General features: G+C 67.1%; 15 protein-coding genes. 6 read left to right on the top strand and 9 right to left on the bottom strand.

Features of this window, described 5'->3' with window-relative positions:
* Positions 1-68: 68 nt before the first annotated feature.
* The 3 genes from E7Z53_RS19355 to E7Z53_RS19345 form a co-directional block, all read right to left on the bottom strand.
* Entirely contained in the window at positions 69-1388 is a 1320-nt protein-coding gene (locus E7Z53_RS19355) for an IS256 family transposase (protein ID WP_217905975.1), read from the bottom strand.
* A 112-nt stretch (positions 1389-1500) separates the two neighbouring features.
* Positions 1501-2202: an RES domain-containing protein gene (locus tag E7Z53_RS19350; RefSeq protein ID WP_062737340.1), complete on the bottom strand. Its 702-nt coding sequence runs from the start codon at positions 2200-2202 to the stop codon at positions 1501-1503.
* Positions 2203-2204: 2 nt separating this feature from the next.
* Positions 2205-2606, bottom strand: coding sequence for a hypothetical protein (locus E7Z53_RS19345; RefSeq protein WP_062737339.1), 402 nt, complete (start codon positions 2604-2606; stop codon positions 2205-2207).
* Positions 2607-3018: 412 nt separating this feature from the next.
* Here E7Z53_RS19345 and E7Z53_RS19340 point away from each other — a divergent pair, with 412 nt between their 5' ends.
* The 3 genes from E7Z53_RS19340 to E7Z53_RS19330 are packed head-to-tail and all read left to right on the top strand — an operon-like array spanning position 3019 to position 4232.
* Complete coding sequence (locus tag E7Z53_RS19340; RefSeq protein ID WP_062737338.1) at positions 3019-3255, top strand: hypothetical protein; 237 nt, start codon at positions 3019-3021, stop codon at positions 3253-3255.
* On the top strand, positions 3252-3821 hold the full coding sequence (locus E7Z53_RS19335) for a TraG/TraD/VirD4 family protein (RefSeq protein ID WP_369598025.1): 570 nt from the start codon (positions 3252-3254) through the stop codon (positions 3819-3821). Before E7Z53_RS19340 ends, E7Z53_RS19335 begins: the two co-directional genes overlap by 4 nt.
* 3 nt (positions 3822-3824) lie before the next feature.
* On the top strand, positions 3825-4232 hold the full coding sequence (locus tag E7Z53_RS19330) for a DUF4913 domain-containing protein (RefSeq protein ID WP_176338624.1): 408 nt from the start codon (positions 3825-3827) through the stop codon (positions 4230-4232).
* Between the two features lie 65 nt (positions 4233-4297).
* On the opposite strand, the gene E7Z53_RS19325 is transcribed toward E7Z53_RS19330, so the two are convergent.
* The 3 genes from E7Z53_RS19325 to mobC are packed head-to-tail and all read right to left on the bottom strand — an operon-like array spanning position 4298 to position 6971.
* Complete coding sequence (locus E7Z53_RS19325) at positions 4298-5068, bottom strand: hypothetical protein (protein ID WP_176338623.1); 771 nt, start codon at positions 5066-5068, stop codon at positions 4298-4300.
* 2 nt (positions 5069-5070) lie between these two features.
* Positions 5071-6585, bottom strand: a complete 1515-nt coding sequence (locus E7Z53_RS19320; protein WP_176338622.1) for a relaxase/mobilization nuclease domain-containing protein — start codon at positions 6583-6585, stop codon at positions 5071-5073.
* Positions 6582-6971, bottom strand: a complete 390-nt coding sequence (gene mobC, locus E7Z53_RS19315; RefSeq protein WP_176338621.1) for a plasmid mobilization relaxosome protein MobC — start codon at positions 6969-6971, stop codon at positions 6582-6584. Before mobC ends, E7Z53_RS19320 begins: the two co-directional genes overlap by 4 nt.
* Before the next feature lie 224 nt (positions 6972-7195).
* Here mobC and E7Z53_RS19310 point away from each other — a divergent pair, with 224 nt between their 5' ends.
* The gene (locus E7Z53_RS19310) at positions 7196-7525 is read left to right on the top strand and encodes a hypothetical protein (RefSeq protein WP_176338620.1); all 330 of its coding nucleotides are present in this window, start codon (positions 7196-7198) and stop codon (positions 7523-7525) included.
* Between the two features lie 442 nt (positions 7526-7967).
* On the opposite strand, the gene E7Z53_RS20565 is transcribed toward E7Z53_RS19310, so the two are convergent.
* The 3 genes from E7Z53_RS20565 to E7Z53_RS20555 form a co-directional block, all read right to left on the bottom strand.
* Entirely contained in the window at positions 7968-9224 is a 1257-nt protein-coding gene (locus tag E7Z53_RS20565) for a helicase-related protein (protein ID WP_369598026.1), read from the bottom strand.
* 2585 nt (positions 9225-11809) lie between these two features.
* Positions 11810-12946, bottom strand: coding sequence for a hypothetical protein (locus tag E7Z53_RS20560; RefSeq protein ID WP_255219707.1), 1137 nt, complete (start codon positions 12944-12946; stop codon positions 11810-11812).
* A 125-nt stretch (positions 12947-13071) separates the two neighbouring features.
* On the bottom strand, positions 13072-13464 hold the full coding sequence (locus tag E7Z53_RS20555) for a TnpV protein (RefSeq protein ID WP_255219706.1): 393 nt from the start codon (positions 13462-13464) through the stop codon (positions 13072-13074).
* A gap of 769 nt (positions 13465-14233) precedes the next feature.
* Between E7Z53_RS20555 and E7Z53_RS19300 the strand changes: the two genes are divergently transcribed.
* Both E7Z53_RS19300 and E7Z53_RS19295 read left to right on the top strand, forming a co-directional pair.
* The gene (locus E7Z53_RS19300) at positions 14234-14533 is read left to right on the top strand and encodes a type II toxin-antitoxin system RelE/ParE family toxin (RefSeq protein ID WP_095651699.1); all 300 of its coding nucleotides are present in this window, start codon (positions 14234-14236) and stop codon (positions 14531-14533) included.
* 30 nt (positions 14534-14563) lie between these two features.
* Positions 14564-15661, top strand: coding sequence for a HigA family addiction module antitoxin (locus E7Z53_RS19295; RefSeq protein WP_095651700.1), 1098 nt, complete (start codon positions 14564-14566; stop codon positions 15659-15661).
* The last annotated feature ends 103 nt before the right edge of the window (positions 15662-15764 follow it).

Here is a 15764-nt window from a genome sequence, read left to right as displayed (position 1 = left end):
GATCGCAGGGGAGTTCTCGCATCTAATGCGGGACTGTCGCTCTAACGGTGTAAGAGGCGTTTCCATGGTTAGTGGTTCTCCGCCGCCGGCATCCGGTCGGCGAAGGTGATGGCGAAGGCGTTCAGCGCTGGCTTCCACCGTGTGACCCATCGTGTCTGCCCGGTGCCCTTCGGGTCCAGGGATCGCACGACCAGGTACAGGGTCTTCATCGCGGACTGCTCATTCGGGAAGTGACCACGGGCCCGCACCGCACGGCGGAACCGGGCGTTGAGGGACTCGATGGCGTTGGTCGAGCAGATGACCCGGCGGATCTCCACGTCGTAGTCCAGGAAGGGCACGAACTCCGTCCACGCCCCGCGCCACAGTCGGCTGATCGCCGGGTACCGGGCGCCCCACTTGTCCTCCACCTCCTCCAGGGCGGCCTCCGCGGCGGCAGCGGTCGGGGCGGTGTAGACCGGTTTCAGGTCCTTCGCGAGCTCGTCCCAGTACTTCCTCGAGGCGTAGCGGAACGTGCCGCGGATCAGGTGGATGATGCACGTTTGGACGATCGCGGCCGGGAAGACCGCGTTCACGGAGTCGGGCAGGCCTTTCAGCCCGTCGCAGACCACGAAGAACACATCCTTGACGCCGCGAGACTTCAGGTCGTTGAGCACGGCGTACCAGAACTTCGCCGACTCCCCGTCACCGTCCCCGGCCCACATCCCCAGGATGTCCTTGTGCCCGCCCAGGTCCACCCCGATCGCGGCGTAGACGGGCCGGTTACGGACCTGCCCGTCACGGACCTTCACCATGATCGCGTCGATGAACACCGCCGCGTAGACCTGCTCCAGGGGCCGGGCCCACCACGCCTGCATCTCCTCGATGACGCGGTCGGTGATCCTCGTGACGGTGTCCTTGCTGACGTCGGCACCGTAGACCTCGCCCAGGTGGGCGCTGATCTCCCCGGTGGTCAGTCCCTTGGCTGAGAGCGAGAGCACCACCTGGTCCAGGTCCGACAGCCGCCGCTGGCGCTTCTTGACGATCACCGGCTCGAAGCTGGCCTCGCGGTCGCGGGGCACCTCGATCTGCACGGGGCCGGCGTTGTCGGTGATCACCGTCTTGGCCCGTTTCCCGTTGCGGGAGTTGCCGCGGTTGCGTCCTTGCGGGTCGCCGGGTTCGTAGCCGAGGTGCTCGTTCATCTCCTCGTCCAGGGCGGCCTCGACGACCATCTTGGTCAGCTGCTTCAGCAGCCCGCCGGGGCCGGTCAACGCCGCCCCGTTCGCTCGGGCCTGGCGGACCAGCTCTCGGACGGTGTCCTGCTCGGCCGGGGACAGCTCCGGTGTCTCTTCCGGCTGCTCGCCGGGGTGTGGTGGGCTCACGTCCACCAGTGTCTCGATGTTCTCGCTCATGTCGACCCTCCAGCCCCTCTCGGGGTGATTGGGCCTCTTACACCGTTACTGCGATAGTCCCTCTAATGCAGCGACTCGTCCCACTTTGCTGGCACGGGACGCAGGTCGCGCCTTAGGACGTGGGGGCCCAGTGCAGTCCGAGCATGTCGAGGGCCTGCTGCAGTTCCGGGGTGTCCGGGTGCAGGGTGACTTCGGTCAGTCTCAACAGGTGTGAGCTGATCTGTGCGTCGTGGGGTTGTTCATAGAGGCACCACAGGTCCAGTTCGTCGCCGTGCCGGGAGGCAAACTCGATGCCGTCGATGCCTTCCTGGAGGTACAGGTGGGCGGAGACGGCCTGGGTAATGGCCCGGGCGGCGCCGTTTTTGAGCAGGCTGGCGTCGAAGTCGTCATAGCCGGCATCCAGGGCGTCTCCGATGAACCGTGGGTAGAGGGTGGCCACGGTGTCTGCCGCACCCACCTGGCAGTACCGACCGCTCAGCACCGCGGAGGCAGCGCAACGGGGCTCCAGCCACGCGGGATCCAGGGTCCCGGGGTCCGCGGTGGGGTGTTCCCGGGCGTCTTGAGGGTCTTCGTCGATCTCCGCCAGGGCCGCGGCCAGGTGTTTGTCCTTGCGGGCGAAGGCCAGGACCTCGAGCAGGCACGCCAGTAGGGACTCGCCCAGGTACAGGGTGCGGAACGTCCCGTCCGGGTCGTCCCAGCGGCCGTGGAAGCGCCCATCGGTGGCGTGCTCCCACCCGCTCCAGGCCAACGGCTCGGGTCGGTACCCGACTCTCCAAACCGGCTCCTGTGGCGCCGCAACGATGACCAGGCCCACCGCTATCTCGCCGAGGCGACGAAGGCGCGAGCAGCGGCGGTGACCTCGGCGACCGTGCGCTCCGGGTCGCCTTCACGCAGCAGTCGCGCCGGGGCGCGGTCCCCCAGCTGCGGATTCATCCCCGTGAACCAGGCCTGAACCACCCCGGGGGCTTCGCGCTCGGCCAGCAGGGCGGCGATGTAGTAGGCATCGCGCAACCGCTGCTTGACGGCCTCGGAGCCGGGCTCGCGCGTGCCCTCGACCCATTCCCGGACCGCACGGGTCTCTTTCACGCCCCCGAGATAAGCCACCAGACGCGCACCGAGGATCTCCCGCAGCGCCTCGACGACCTGCGGGATCGACCACCGCTGGGAATCACGGTGGGCTTGAAGACCGGTGCGCGGTGCCATGGGAGCGGTGGACATACCCCCATCATGCCCGCTCCCCCACCAAATCCCCAGCACAATCACATATCGAATGTCACCTCTGGCAACACCCGTTGTCCCACTTCCCGCGACCGTCGCGGCCGAGTGGGGGCCGGCGAAGTTGCGCCGTTGGGTCCTTCACCTTGGACGAGAAGCACTCGAGACGGTGCGGCCGCGGCTCTTGTCACCACGGGTCAGGCCACGATAGGAACGACAGCAGGGAAGCTCCTCGAGGAGCTTCCGGAAAGAAGAGACCACGATCCTTCCGCCCCCGACTGGCGATTCGGGTCGATCACGATGACTCCCCCCCCCACCGCGGTGTTCTAGCACCGAGAGATGATCCCGCCCCACGACCCGCGCTCTCCGGCGGTGAGCCGGCGTGGATCTGCCCCGCCGAGACGAAAGGCAATCGATGAACCCCAATGCCCGTAACCCCCGCACCTCCGCGCCAGAGGAAGAGAACGCCCAGGACCTATCCAACCCGGCCGCAGACATCTCGGACGGGTTAGTCGATGCGCAAACAGCTGAGAAGTTCCAGCAAGCCGTTGAGCAGCGTCTGAGCGAGCCGCCCCTTGCGGAAGCCGGCGCCGAGGAGCAGGCCACTGATGCTGACGGCGATAATCCGGTAACCATGGACAGTCCCGAGTGAGGCCCCGCGCCTCTGCCCTGACGTCCTTGTGCCGGTGGGCGAGTCTGCCCGACCTCTACAGCCACTACGGGTCTCGCGGGATCGTGGTCTCCACGTTCTTGCAGTCCTGGTCCCAGGGCGTGGACGTGTGGGGGGAGTCCGGGATGCGCAAGCTGTTCTCCACCGCCAACGTCGTCACCTACGGCGGCAACGTCAAGGAGGAGGGCTACTTGAAGATGCTTGTCGATTTGATCGGCAAGTACACCTACACCTCGGTCTCCTCCTCGAGGCAGATGGACAGCGGGTCCACCTCCCGGCAGGACGCCACCGACGACATCATGTCGGTGGCTGACCTGTCCGCCCTGCCCAAGGGTCGGGCCGTGATGTTCGGCTCCGGGGCCCGGGCCGTGCTGCTGCGCACCATCCCGATTGACCACCGCCCCTACGCGGAAGCATCAAGGGCCTCCGAAGAGGCCCACAACCGCCCCACAGTGGACACCGTCGATCACGAGCCCACAGCGCCGGCCGCCGAGCCAGTGGTGCCTGAGCCTGCCGGGAACCGGTGGGCGGCGCTGGTGAAGGAGTAGGCCATGGAATGGGAAGAAAAATCGTCCAGTGAGGGCAACGAGGACGTGGAAGAGCAGCCTCCTGCGGAGCTGGTCTACGCGAACGTGGTGGAGTTCGTCACCGAGATGTTGGCGCCGATGTACCGGCGTCAGCTGGACCCAGCTGGTCGCTCGAACACGTTCACCTGGTGCGCCCAGTGGTGGCGACATGATGAAGCCGTGAGCCGTCTGACGGGGCTGTGGAGGGCGTGGGAAAACCTGCGCCTAGATCCCACTACCGGGCTGGCAGTGTGGTGGCAGAACTACGCCGACCCGACCATGCGGGTCCTCTTTGAGGAGAAGGGTCCTTTCCACGGCTGCACTCCCAGGGAGCACCGCCCCAAGGGAGTTCCACTGACTTTGGAGCCACCTCCAGAGGGCCTGTTCGACTGAACCTCACAGCGAGAGGGGCGCAACCCGTCACGGGTTGCGCCCCTCTCGCTGTTGCCCTCATGGCATCAGCCCAGTTCCAAGCCTCTTTCTCGTCCTGCTGGGCGCCCGGTGTTCTTGCGGGCCTTGGGGCCACGCTTGGTGGAGCGCACAGCCTCTATGGGAGGCGTGCCCTGGTCCCGGTCGGCGGCCAGACGTGCCCGTACCCCATCGCGGCCCTCCTCGGTGCCACCAAAGGCCGCCATGAGCTTCTTGGCCAGGTTCGCCCGCCGGTCCCCGGAGTCCCAAAGTTCCTCGGCTTCGGCAGCCAAGTGACGGGCGTCGGCGTCGTTTTGCAGATCCCCCCGGCTGGCCTCTGCGGCGTTGAGGGCGGCCTCAGCGTGGTCACGTTGGGCGTCCACGGCTTCGCGGGCCGCGGTCCCCTGCTCGACTGTCTCAGTGCGCTGTTGCTGCGGGATGCGCTCTTCCAGGTAGTCCTCCACGGCCAGCCCGTAGCGGTCCTTTACCTCCGACTCGATCCGTCCTCGCGCGGTGCGGGCGACCTCGTCGTGCTGCTCCCACTGCCGGGCCAGCCCGTAGTGGGCAGCGATGTCTTCCGGCTTGGCGGACTCCCAGAAACGGTCCTGATCCACCGGGGCGAGCTCGGTGCGCATCACTGCTCGTTCGGCTTCGAACCGGTCTTCCAGCTCCCGTCGCCGCTGCTGCTGCTCCATCAGGCGTTGACGCACTTGCTCGGCGCGCTGACGGGCCATCATCTCGCCCCAGCGCCCGGCGACGGCCATCGCTGCCTGGAGGTCACGGCCGATCAGATCGTTCACGCCATCGGGTTGTGTGCTCATCTCTACAGCTCCATTCCGTAGTCCGTGCGGGGGGTGTGATCTACGTAAGGGTGCTCAACCGTGGGCCCCTGGGTCTCGCGCAGCGCACCACGGGCACGGGCGGGTCCGGCGTGGGAGGCACTGCGCTTGAGAGAAGAAGGCTCGACTTCCGGTAGTGGCTCCGCCACTACCGAGAGGTGCTGCCGGAAGGTGTCCACGATCAACTGGGTCTCGCGCAGTTCTTTGTTGGCCTGATGCATGTCCTGGAACGCTCGGGTCATCCGCAGCATCTGGTTCATGATCAATGCCTGGGCCATCGGGGAGGGCGCTTTCGTGACCGCCAGCAGGAACGCCGTGGTGCCACTGGTACGCAGTGGGGCTTCCAACGGGGTGGTGATCTTCAGCCCCGACCGGTGCGCCGAGCGTGCCAGCGTCCTGGCGGTGCGCCCCAAGGGTCCTTGCCCGTCCTCGGTCGCGTGCGACCACGCCGCGAACACCCCGGAGGCTTCCCGCGCCGCGTGAGCCCACGCCTGATGGTCGTCCGGTGCGAGCTTCACCAGGCGCCGGCGAACCTCTTTCAGTTCCCCGGCCAGCCGCCTAGCGGTCACCTCGTCCAGGGCAGCGCCGGGGGCGTCGGGGTGGACGATGCGGCGGTGCCGCTTGGCCGCCATCCACTCCTCCGACGCCTCCTGCGCCGAGTCCGGAGTGTCCGACCAGCGGGTCCGCAGGGACGGGAGCGTGAGGTCCTGGGCGAGCTTGCCACCACCGAACCACAGCGGCCGCATCCCCTTCGGCGGACGCTCCGCCACCGAGTATCCGGTCACCACCGAGTCGGTGCCGGCGGCGAACCTCGGGTGCACGAGCAGGTTTGCACGGCGCATCTGCCGCACGAACTGGGCCTCGGTGTCGGCTGCCACCGCGCACGCCCGCACGGTGCGCTCCAGCGCGAATCGGGCCGGTTCCCGGGTGCTGTCCCGCCGCACCTCGCCCTGCTGCAGCCACCGTTCGGAGTGGTTGCCGAGCTGGATGAGGTGGAAGTCTTTCTCGATCCCACGCGCAGCCTTCTGCGCCCGGGAGAAGTCGTTGCCCCAGTTCCACTTGGTGCCGTCCCCGCGGATGGTGGAGGCCACGATGTGGATGTGGTCGTTGCCCTTGGTGGAGCGCCCGTGGTGCACCGCCACCCACTGGCAGCCGGCCTTGGCCCCAGCCTCGGTGAAGTCCATCTCGTCCATGAATCGCTGAGCAATATCGGCCCATTCCTGGTCGGTGACTTCCCGGTCCTGGTACGGGATCGACAACGAGCAGTGCCAGATGTGCTTGGCGTCAGCGTCCACCCCGAAGGACCGCCGGTTCAGGTCGATCTCGCCGGCGATGGAAACCGCGGCTTCCTCGTTGAGCTGCACATCGTCGTGCCACGCCATGATGAGCGGCGAACCGTTGATCAAGTGCGGGTCGGTGTGCTCGTTGGAGCGGCCTGGACCCACCAGGTACTTCATCAGCCCGATCGGCTTGTCGCCCTTGGTGATGTTCGGGATCACGGGATCAACTCTTCGATCGTGGCCAGTACTTCGTCACCGAACCGGCGGGCCTCCCGCAACGTCTCTGCCGTCTCGGGCAGCACTTCACCGGTGCTGTTGGCGTGCCGGGCGATCTGGTTCACGTTGTTGGCGATCGTCGCCATTTGGTGTCGCATCTGGATCAGCTCGGCCAGCTGGTTTCGTCGTAACTGCACCGCCACCGGATCCGCCGATCCGAACACCGCCTCGACCATCAGCGCCGAGGGCGAGAGCCCGGTCTGCTGCTCCAGCATCATCAACTGAGCACGCTCCGCCTCGGACATGGACACCCGGACGTACTGGGTCTTGCCCTCGATCCGCTTCCGCCTCGACTTCCACACCCGACGCGGATTCTCCTGCTCCACCACAGCACCTCCTCTCTTCCCGGCCCAGCGCAGCGCCCCCACCCCGGTGGGCCCCACACGACCAGTGTGCCACCGCAAAGCCCCACGGGCCAGCGGTGGGCCCGTCTTATGGCACATAAAACATAGCTTTGCTCCGCTGGCTCCGCTGGGGCACCACGGGTGCAAAGCGCCGGCTCAGCGGGCACTTCCTCTGGAACGGACGGTGTGCGTCCGTTAACCTGGGGGGCATGGCGAAGCTCACTGACCCCCAGCAAGCAGAAGAAGCAGCCCAGCGGCTGCTCAACGACCGGATGGACTACATCCGCCGGGCGATCACCGCACGAGGCGCCCTCGACGAGGCCCGCGAGGCCCTCAAGGAGGCCGAGAAGAACGACACCGCCGCGTTCCAGGCCGCCGTCAACAACGGCGGCTGGACCGCCGACGAACTGAAAAAGATCGGGCTGGCGGCACCCGATAAGGTGCAGCGGGTGCAGCGCCGGCGGAAGACCACTCAGTCCACCCAGGACGTGCAGGCCTCGTCCGCTCAGAACGGTGGCGACACCGAGCCGGAGCAGTGACGGCCAGTCGCTGGATTCTCACGACGTGTTACGGGACGCTCCTAATCCTCTCCATCGCCCTGGTGGCCCGGGGCTCGAAGATCGGATTGATCTCCGGCCTGTTCTTGGTGGTGTCCTTGCTCGTCATCTGGCGCGAAGCACACCAGGTGCGATCGAAACGCGACCTCGACAACCGTGGCTGAGTTCCTGGCCCCGTGCCCACATGGGCACGGCAAAAGCTCCCATCGCTCCGCGGCTTTTCCCGCACACATGATGGACACGGGGACCCCATCCGACCACCCGACCACAGCCGGCAGGTCACCTCACGCGCGCACGTGACACTTCCGTAGCCGCCGACCGTGGACGGCTTCCCAAGTGGGTAGTCACCACACAAGCAACGGTGCCCGCTCCCCGAATGGGGAGCGGGCACCGTCCGTCTGAACAGAGAAGGCAGAGCGAGTATTTACAGCTCCAAGCCGCCCTGCTGGGGACGCTGCTCGTCGTGCCGCCGCACCACCTCGAGCGGACGCCCGGGGCCGTTGCCGCCGCTGCTGGCGCTGCTGCGTCCCGCGGTGGGAGCGTCGGGGAAGTTGATGCGCATCCGTTTCTTCAACGCCTCCAGCTCCGGGTCCAGGCTCGGTTGCGGCGTCTCCTCTCCGCGCATGGCGCGCCCGATCCGTTCGACCTCCCACCGGGCGGCTTCCAGCGCGTCCTGGTGCTTGAAGGGCACCTCCAGTGCCTCTCGGGCGTCGACGACTTCCTGCCGGGCGGAGGCCAGTCGCGCTTCGCGTTTGGTGACTTCCTCAGGCAGTGCCCGCACTTGGTTCTCCAGGCGCTGGATCATGCCCACGCTCGGGTTCAGCGACGTCGCGCGGGTGACTTCCACGGCCACCCCGGGGGCGTCGTCGAGGCGCAGCTCCACCGGGGACGCGCCCAGATCGGCCAGGTTCCCTGGACGTTGCACGACCCTGATGTCGTGACCACCGATGCGACCGGCGACCCCGAGGTCGATCTCCCCGCCCCGGGGCGGGCGCGCGGTGGCGTGCACCCCAGCCCATTGCTGCCACGCTTCCGCCGCGTCGGCGCGCTTGTCGTAGGTGGACCCGTCGATGGTCATCCGGAACCGCTCGCCACCCAACTCATCGGTGGTCCGCTCCGCGGCCGCCCGGAGCACGGGGATCTCCTGCTCGAGTGCGCCGGCGCGCGTTTGGGCGGCGTCCTTGCGGAACACCAGTGAGGACTGGTTGCGATGCCAGGCCCGGTTCAACCGCTCCAACCGGGACAGCTCCTGATCAGCCTTCGACTTCTCCAGGATCAACGGGTTGCCACTGGAGATCGCCTTCACCTCGGCGAAGGACAGGGTGTTGTCCCCGACGTCTTCGATCTCGCGCACGTCCAACCGGCCGCGCATGATCTGGTCGATGAACTTCGACTTCCGCTCCAGCGTCTGCCACATGAAGGTGTCGAAGGACCCCTTCGTCACCACCTGGGAGATCGCGACTTCCGGGTTCTGATTGCCCTGCCGGATGATCCGCCCGTGCCGCTGGGACACATCGGCCGGGCGCCACGGGGCGTCCAGGTCCACCAGGTGCACCGCCCGGGCCTGGATGTTGGTGCCCACCCCCATCTTCTGGGTGGAGCCCATCAGGACGGCGATGTCCCCGGCGCGGGCGGCGGAGAACAGCCGGCCCTTCTCGGCGTCGTTCTTGGCCTCGTGCATGAACCGGATCTTCTCCGCCGGGATGCCCCGTTGCACCAGCTGGTCCTTGAGCTCGTCGTAGACGTTCCACTTCTCCGATGACGGGGTGCTCTGGTCGCAGAACACGATCTGCAACGCACCCTTCGTGGGGTGCTCCTCGCCGCTGGCGGTATCGAGGAACACGTCGTCCTGGTGCTCCTCGTGCACCTGGGCGATCAGGTCCGCGGTCACGCTGACCTTGTTCTCCGAGACGATGGACCCCAGCTCCGGGTCGACCAGGCGCATGTCCAGGGCGGCCTTGCGTCCGTCGGAGCTGACCTTGAGCATGTTGTCCTCGGTCCGGTCCACCAGTCGGGCCTGGATCGCCTCGGCCCGACGTCCGATCTCTGCGATGTAGTCCTGCAACTCCGCCGAGGCTTCCACCGGGACCATGCGCGGCAGGCGCTTCCCGTCTTCGCGCTCCATAAGATCCGGGGTGGGCAGCTGCAGGTCCTCGGCGGTCTTCACGTCGGCGAAGGTATGGAACATCTTCAACAGCTCCGGGACGTTCTGGAACTTCGCGAAGCGCTCCTTCATCTTGAACGTGTCCCCGCCGGCCACCGAGAGTTCCATCTCGGAGACCACCTGACCGAAGGTCGCCGCCCACGAGTCGAAGTCGTGGATCCCGGCCCGCTCCAACAACTCCGGGCCGAGGTAACGCTGCATCACGTACATCTCGGTGACCGAGTTCGCGATCGGGGTCGCGGTCGCCCCGGTCATCACCCGATCCCCGTGCTGGGACCGGAGGTACTCCACCTTGGCGTGCAGGTCGCTGGCGCGCTTGGACCCGTCGATCGCCGCGTCCTGGATGTTCGACGGGGTGGTCAGATTCTTGAAGTCGTGCAGCTCGTCCACCACCAGGTAGTCGATGCCGGTCTGCTCGAAGGTGATGCCCGGGTCGACCTCCCGGTCGGCTTTGGCCTTGAGGCGCTCCTCGAACCGCTGGAGGGCGGCCTCCATGCGCTTGACCGACATGCTCTCCGCCCCGCGCTCCGCCGCCCGTTGGCGGGCCGCCTGCAGCTCGGCCCGCTGCCGGTCAGCTTCCCGGGCGGAATACGCATCGCGGCTGCCCGGAGAGAGCTCAATGCGCTCGAACGCGGTGCGGGTCATGATGATCCCGTCCCAATCGCTGGCCGCCGCCCTCGCGACGAACACCCGCCGCTTGTCCCCGGCCAGATCCTCCGAGGACGCCGCCAGGATCTGGGCCTGGGGGTAGAGCTGCAACCACTCCCGGGTGAACTGCTCGAGCATGTGGTTGGGCACCACCACCACGGGTTTGCGCGCCATCCCCAGCCGGCGCAGCTCCATCGCGCCGATCACCATCTCGGCGGTCTTGCCCGCCCCCACCTCGTGGAAAAGCCCCACCGAGGGCTCCGACAGCATCCGGGCCACCGCCGCGCGCTGGTGGGGCCGGGGGGTGAAGTTCTTCACCAGCCCGGGGAAGGTCAACCGCTCCCCTTCCACGGTGTAGTCGCGCAGCACGATGGAGTTGAACCGCCGGTTGTACTCATCCACCAACCCGGCAGCCCGTGCCGGGTCCTCCCACACCCACTCTCCGAAGCGCTCCTGCATCAGTTGCGCCTTCTCCTGCGCGGCGGTGGTCTCGGTGGCGTTGACCACCCGGCGGTTGCCCTCCGGGTCCGACGGGTCGGGGTCGGTGACCTGGACCCGGCGCTGCTCGGCCAGGTTTTTGAAGATGTCCCCGGCGGCCATCCGTTCCGTGCCCCAGTCGTTGCGGGCGGCGAAGACGTGGCGGGAGGCCCGCACCTCCCAGTTCGCCCCGCTGACCCGGTCCACCCGCGCGGCCGGGTCCCTGATGATGTGGCGCAGGAACTGCTCGTGGATCTCCGGGGACACCCACACCGCCCCGATGCGGGCCTCGATCTCATCGGCCCCCAGCGGGGCCGGCAACACCGCCTCCAGAGCGGCCACGTTCGTCTGGAACCGTGCCCCGGTGGTTGCCGCGGCCCGGGCGGCGTCCAGTTTCTCCCGCACGTCCCCGGACAGGTACTCCGCGCGGGTCTCATAGATACCGTCCTCGCCGGGCACCTCGTACACCAGCTCCCCCAGTGCCTCGCGCGCCCCTGCCTCGTCGGTGCCCAGTAGCCGGGCGATATGGGGCAGGTCCACGGTGCCGACCGTGTCCAGGGTGACGGCCAGGGCCTCATCCGGGGTGTCGACCCCGAGCACGGGACGGCGTGGTTGCACCTGCCGCTCCGAGAGCAGACCGGCCGCCGCGGCGGTGCCCGATCCCTCGTCGAAGTGCTCCAGACCCAGCACCAGCGGCCCGAACGGATCCCCGCGCAGCAACCGCACCGCCGGCGGAGTGACCCGGGCCAGAATGTCCGCCCCGGCCTCGTCGTATTTGCCGGTGCGCCGTTCGGTGAACCGGTTGATCGGCCCGTACCGGTCCACATACGCCTCGTAGCTGCCCGCCAACTGGGCCCTCATGGCGTCGAGCTCCGGGGTGTCCTCGACGTTGGCCGCCTCCATCGTCAGCACAGCCCGCCCCTGATCACGCAACCCCAACAGGGCCCGCAGCTCGCCCTGCTGAGTCCGCGGGACCTTCAGCGGGGCGTGCACCCCCTCCACGGTGACCTGCGTGAAGCCCGCCTCCCCGCGGTCGGCGATGTGCCCGATCTGCTCCTGCTCACCAGCTGGGACCAGGGCCGCGACCTCGAGCTCCTGCTCACCCGTCCGCTCGGCCATCCCCCGGCCGCCAGGGCGTGGTCGGTGATGTCCGCCAGCTGCTCGTGCAGCCGCACCCCCGTGGCCGCCAGGTCCTCGGAACGCACGGTCAGGGTGGCGGAGCCGTACATGCCGTTGCCGATCACCGGCTCACCGAGCACCCGGGCAGGGTGGGCGAGGAAGTAGGCGTTCATCCGCCCCTGCTGGCCATCCAGCTCCACCGGAGCGGTCTCCACCCACGACTGGTCTAGCGGCTCCTCCCCGGGCAGACGGCGGCGGAAGATCAGCACATCGGTCAGCGCGTCTGTGCCGGCCGCACGGCGGTGGGCGCCGGTGGGCAGGCGCACCGCCCCGAGCAGATCGGCGGTGGCGGCCATTTCCCGGCGGGCCGCGGGGTTCTGCGCGTCCAGGGTGAAGGCCGAGGAGATCACCCCGACCACCCCGCCGGGGCGGGTCAGGGCCAGGGACTTGAGGATGAAGTGGTTGTGCATCGAGTGCCCCGCCGCGTTGTGCCGGGGATCGTGCAGGGAATTCTTCGAGAAGGGGACGTTGCCCACCGCGGCGTCGAAGGCGCCTCCGGGCATCCGGGTGTCGGCGAAGGACTCGGTGCGGATCGTGGCGTCCGGGTAGATGGCCTGAGAGATGGCCGCGGTCAGCGGGTCCAGTTCCACTCCGGTCATCTGGGCGCCTTCGGGGGCCAGGCCGATGAAGGTGCCGGCACCGGAGCCGGGCTCCAGCACCCGCCCGCCCGTAAAGCCCAGCCCGGTCAGGGCGCCCCAGACCTCGGTGGCGATCGCCGGGTCGGTGTAGTGGGCGTTGATCACTGTGCGCCGTGCGGCGGCGTACTCGGTCTCATCCAGCAGCTCGCGCAGCTCGGCCCGCTCGGCCTCGTACTCGGTGCGGGACTCGTCGAAGACTTCGGCGACACCGCTGGCACCCCAGGACCCCCAGCGGGCCAGCGTGTTCCGCTCGGTCTCGGTGGCAGTCCGCCCCTCGGCCTGGAGGGTGCGCAGCACCCGAAGCGCTGCGAGGTTGGCTCGGAACCTTGCCTGCGCACCAGACGGGGCCAGGTCGTCCTGGGCGCGGGGGACGAAGCGTCCCGGGCTTTCCGCGGGCGCAGGTCCGGTGTCCGGCCCCAGCCCTATGGCCGCTCGGCCTCTTCCTGCGCCGACTCGTCCAGGAAGTCCCGATAGATCCGGTTGAGCTCTTTCATCTCCTCGAGAGTCTCGGCCATCCCCGACTCGGGATCCTCGTCCTCGTCCGGCTCCTCCTGTACCGACGGGTCCGGGGTCAGCATCTCCGCGCGCACGATCTCCTCGGCCTGCATCTTCGACGCGTTCAACCGCCCCACCTTCTCCAGATAGGTCTCCCCTTTCCTGTCCGGGCCGGCCAGCTCCATCATCAGCTCGCCCACCCGCTGCGCCGCCTCCTCCCCCAGCTGCTCGAACCACTGAGCCGGGTCCGGGATCAGGGCGTACTCCGCCGGCGCGGTCGTCCTCCACGCTTCCTGCGCGAACTTGCCGTACGTGTTCATCACGAACCTCCTCGGGTTCCGGGAAGAGAAAGGCATCAATGCTCAACTGCCCCTCGACTTGTTTCCTCTTGCGGGCTCGGGCCATGGGGGATCTCCTGAGTGCGATCGGGAATCTCCCTCACACGCTACCCAGCCGCCCAGGCCATCTGAGCGCATGGCACCGGCCAGAAGAAACCTGGCCTTCTGTGAGGTAGCCGAAGACCCCTGGTCGCACGCATCACGCCACATGAACCAGGGGCCTGTCCGTCTCGTCACCACGAGAGCCTCGTGGCCGTTGCTCTTCACCCATCGCCAGCCACTGCCGAGAGCCAGCATGGCAACGACTCACCATGATCAGGATGCCGCCGAGACCCACCGACGCGGCTCCGCTGTCACACCTGCTGGGTGATCGTCCCCCCAGGGTTCTCACGCCCCCAACGCGTCGTGACGAAGCGTCCCGTCGTGGAAGAGCGCGTTACCGGCTTCGAGTTTGACGTCCCACGCCCCACACGCTCCGTGGTCGTCGTCCGCGGTGACCGCTTCGCATGTCCCTTCGTCACGAACCGACCGGTCTTCGAGCTCCTCGCTACCGAACGTCCCTTACTCATCACATCCATCCTTCCCGCCGGTCACGGCCGGCCACTTGGTTTGACGCCGAAACCCGGCGTCAAACCAAACTGTAGTCGATGTAATACTTCTGGGCAAGGGTGATGCACCGAAGTCGAGTAGTGGTAAAGTAGGCTGTGGCCGGTCCCTAGGGAGCACAGTCCCTGGAGAACGGAGCCAGCATTTGCGTATCGAGTACGAGGACGAGGATCTCCGCTGCCTGGCGGAAGATCCGGGCTTCGTTCACCCCCGGCTCAGTGGAGAGCTGGTCAAGGCGTACCGCAAGAGGATCGACTCCATTTCCGCAGCCAGTGATGAGCGGGATCTGCGGGCGTTGAAGTCGTTGCACCTGGAGAAGCTTCGGGGCAACCGAGAAGGCCAGCACTCACTGCGCCTGAACAAGCAATACCGGCTGATCGTCCGCTTCAGGACAGAGCCGGCCGGGCGGACGACGATCGTCATCGAAATCGTGGACTACCACTGAGACCGACGTCCGTTGAGAGGAGAAGACACCATGAGCATTGCCCAGGCCTTCCCGGTTGGTGAGCACCTGGAGGAAGAGCTGGAGGCACACGGCTGGTCGCAGGCTGAGTTCGCTGAGATCATCCAGCGTCCTACCCAGTTCGTGTCTGAGGTGATCAGCGGGAAGAAGGAACTCACCCGCGAGTCGGCCGCTCAGATCGCAGCGGCCTTCGGGACCAGCACCGAGTACTGGCTGAACCTACAGAATCGGTACTTGCTGTGGCAGCAGTCCCAGGACAAGGGCCTGCAGAGCCAGCTCACCGACGTCCAGCGACGCGCCCGCCTGAACGACCTAGCACCTGTGTCGTTGCTGCGAAAGCGCGGGATCATCGCCGAAGGATCTCTCGCGCAGACCGAGGCACAGATCATCCAGCTTTTTGGGTTGGGCACCATCGACGACGAGCCCGAATTTAAGGCTGTCGCCCGTCGCAGCAACGAGCACGAAGAGACCACCAAGCTTCAGCGAGCCTGGCTGGCCGTCATCAAGAACAAGGCCCGCAGCCAGCAGCTACCGGTCTTCGACCCGGCCGGCTTCAACACTTTCGCCCGCCGGATCAGTCAGATCGTGGCCACCCCTGCGGCGTTCGCCTCCCTTCCACAGCAGTTCCGCGAGCACGGAGTTGCCCTTCTCTATGAGGAGAGCTTCCCCGGTTCGAAGCTCGACGGGGTGTCCTTCTTACAAGACGGCAATCCCGTCATCGCACTGTCCGGGCGGGGCAAGAGACTCGACAAGGTCCTTTTCACCTTGCTGCACGAGGTCGCGCATATCCTCAATGGCGACCTCAAGGAAGGCGAAATCCGGGTGGACACCGGCATCAACGAGACCGCCGGGGTCCAAGGGCTCGACGACCAGGAACGAGCAGCCGACGAACTCGCCGCAGAGCTGACCTTCCCCAATCACGAGTTCAGCGACCCACCCAGCCGTGTCCGGAGCGCCTGGATCCAGGCCGAAGCAGACAAGCACCACGTCCACCCCGTCGTTGTAATTGGGCGTCTGCAGAAAATGGGAAACCTCGACTGGCGCACAGTGCTTGCCAAGGGGGCTCCCACCGTTGAACCACAGCTCGCCAGCTGGAAATACCCCTTCTGAAGTCGATATCTCCCGTGCTCCGGCATGTCGAATAACCGTGACAGGAAGATGGCGAAGTGCCTCAAAGACATTCTAATAAATGGCTTCGACTATCGTGGATTAT

Source organism: Kocuria salina (genome assembly GCF_013368965.1).
Lineage (GTDB): Bacteria > Actinomycetota > Actinomycetes > Actinomycetales > Micrococcaceae > Kocuria > Kocuria rosea.
The sequence above is the reverse complement of the archived record's forward strand: the minus strand, read 5'-3'. Positions and strand labels throughout refer to the sequence as shown.

Excerpts from the sequence above, each read along its gene's own strand:
- E7Z53_RS19355 (WP_217905975.1), bottom strand. The coding sequence starts at position 1,388 with ATGAGCGAGAACATCGAGACACTGGTGGACGTGAGCCCACCACACCCC.
- E7Z53_RS19345 (WP_062737339.1), bottom strand. The coding sequence starts at position 2,606 with ATGTCCACCGCTCCCATGGCACCGCGCACCGGTCTTCAAGCCCACCGT.
- E7Z53_RS19340 (WP_062737338.1), top strand. The coding sequence starts at position 3,019 with ATGAACCCCAATGCCCGTAACCCCCGCACCTCCGCGCCAGAGGAAGAG.
- E7Z53_RS19330 (WP_176338624.1), top strand. The coding sequence starts at position 3,825 with ATGGAATGGGAAGAAAAATCGTCCAGTGAGGGCAACGAGGACGTGGAA.
- E7Z53_RS19325 (WP_176338623.1), bottom strand. The coding sequence starts at position 5,068 with ATGAGCACACAACCCGATGGCGTGAACGATCTGATCGGCCGTGACCTC.
- E7Z53_RS19310 (WP_176338620.1), top strand. The coding sequence starts at position 7,196 with ATGGCGAAGCTCACTGACCCCCAGCAAGCAGAAGAAGCAGCCCAGCGG.
- E7Z53_RS20565 (WP_369598026.1), bottom strand. The coding sequence starts at position 9,224 with ATGCACGAGGCCAAGAACGACGCCGAGAAGGGCCGGCTGTTCTCCGCC.
- E7Z53_RS20555 (WP_255219706.1), bottom strand. The coding sequence starts at position 13,464 with ATGAACACGTACGGCAAGTTCGCGCAGGAAGCGTGGAGGACGACCGCG.
- E7Z53_RS19295 (WP_095651700.1), top strand. The coding sequence starts at position 14,564 with ATGAGCATTGCCCAGGCCTTCCCGGTTGGTGAGCACCTGGAGGAAGAG.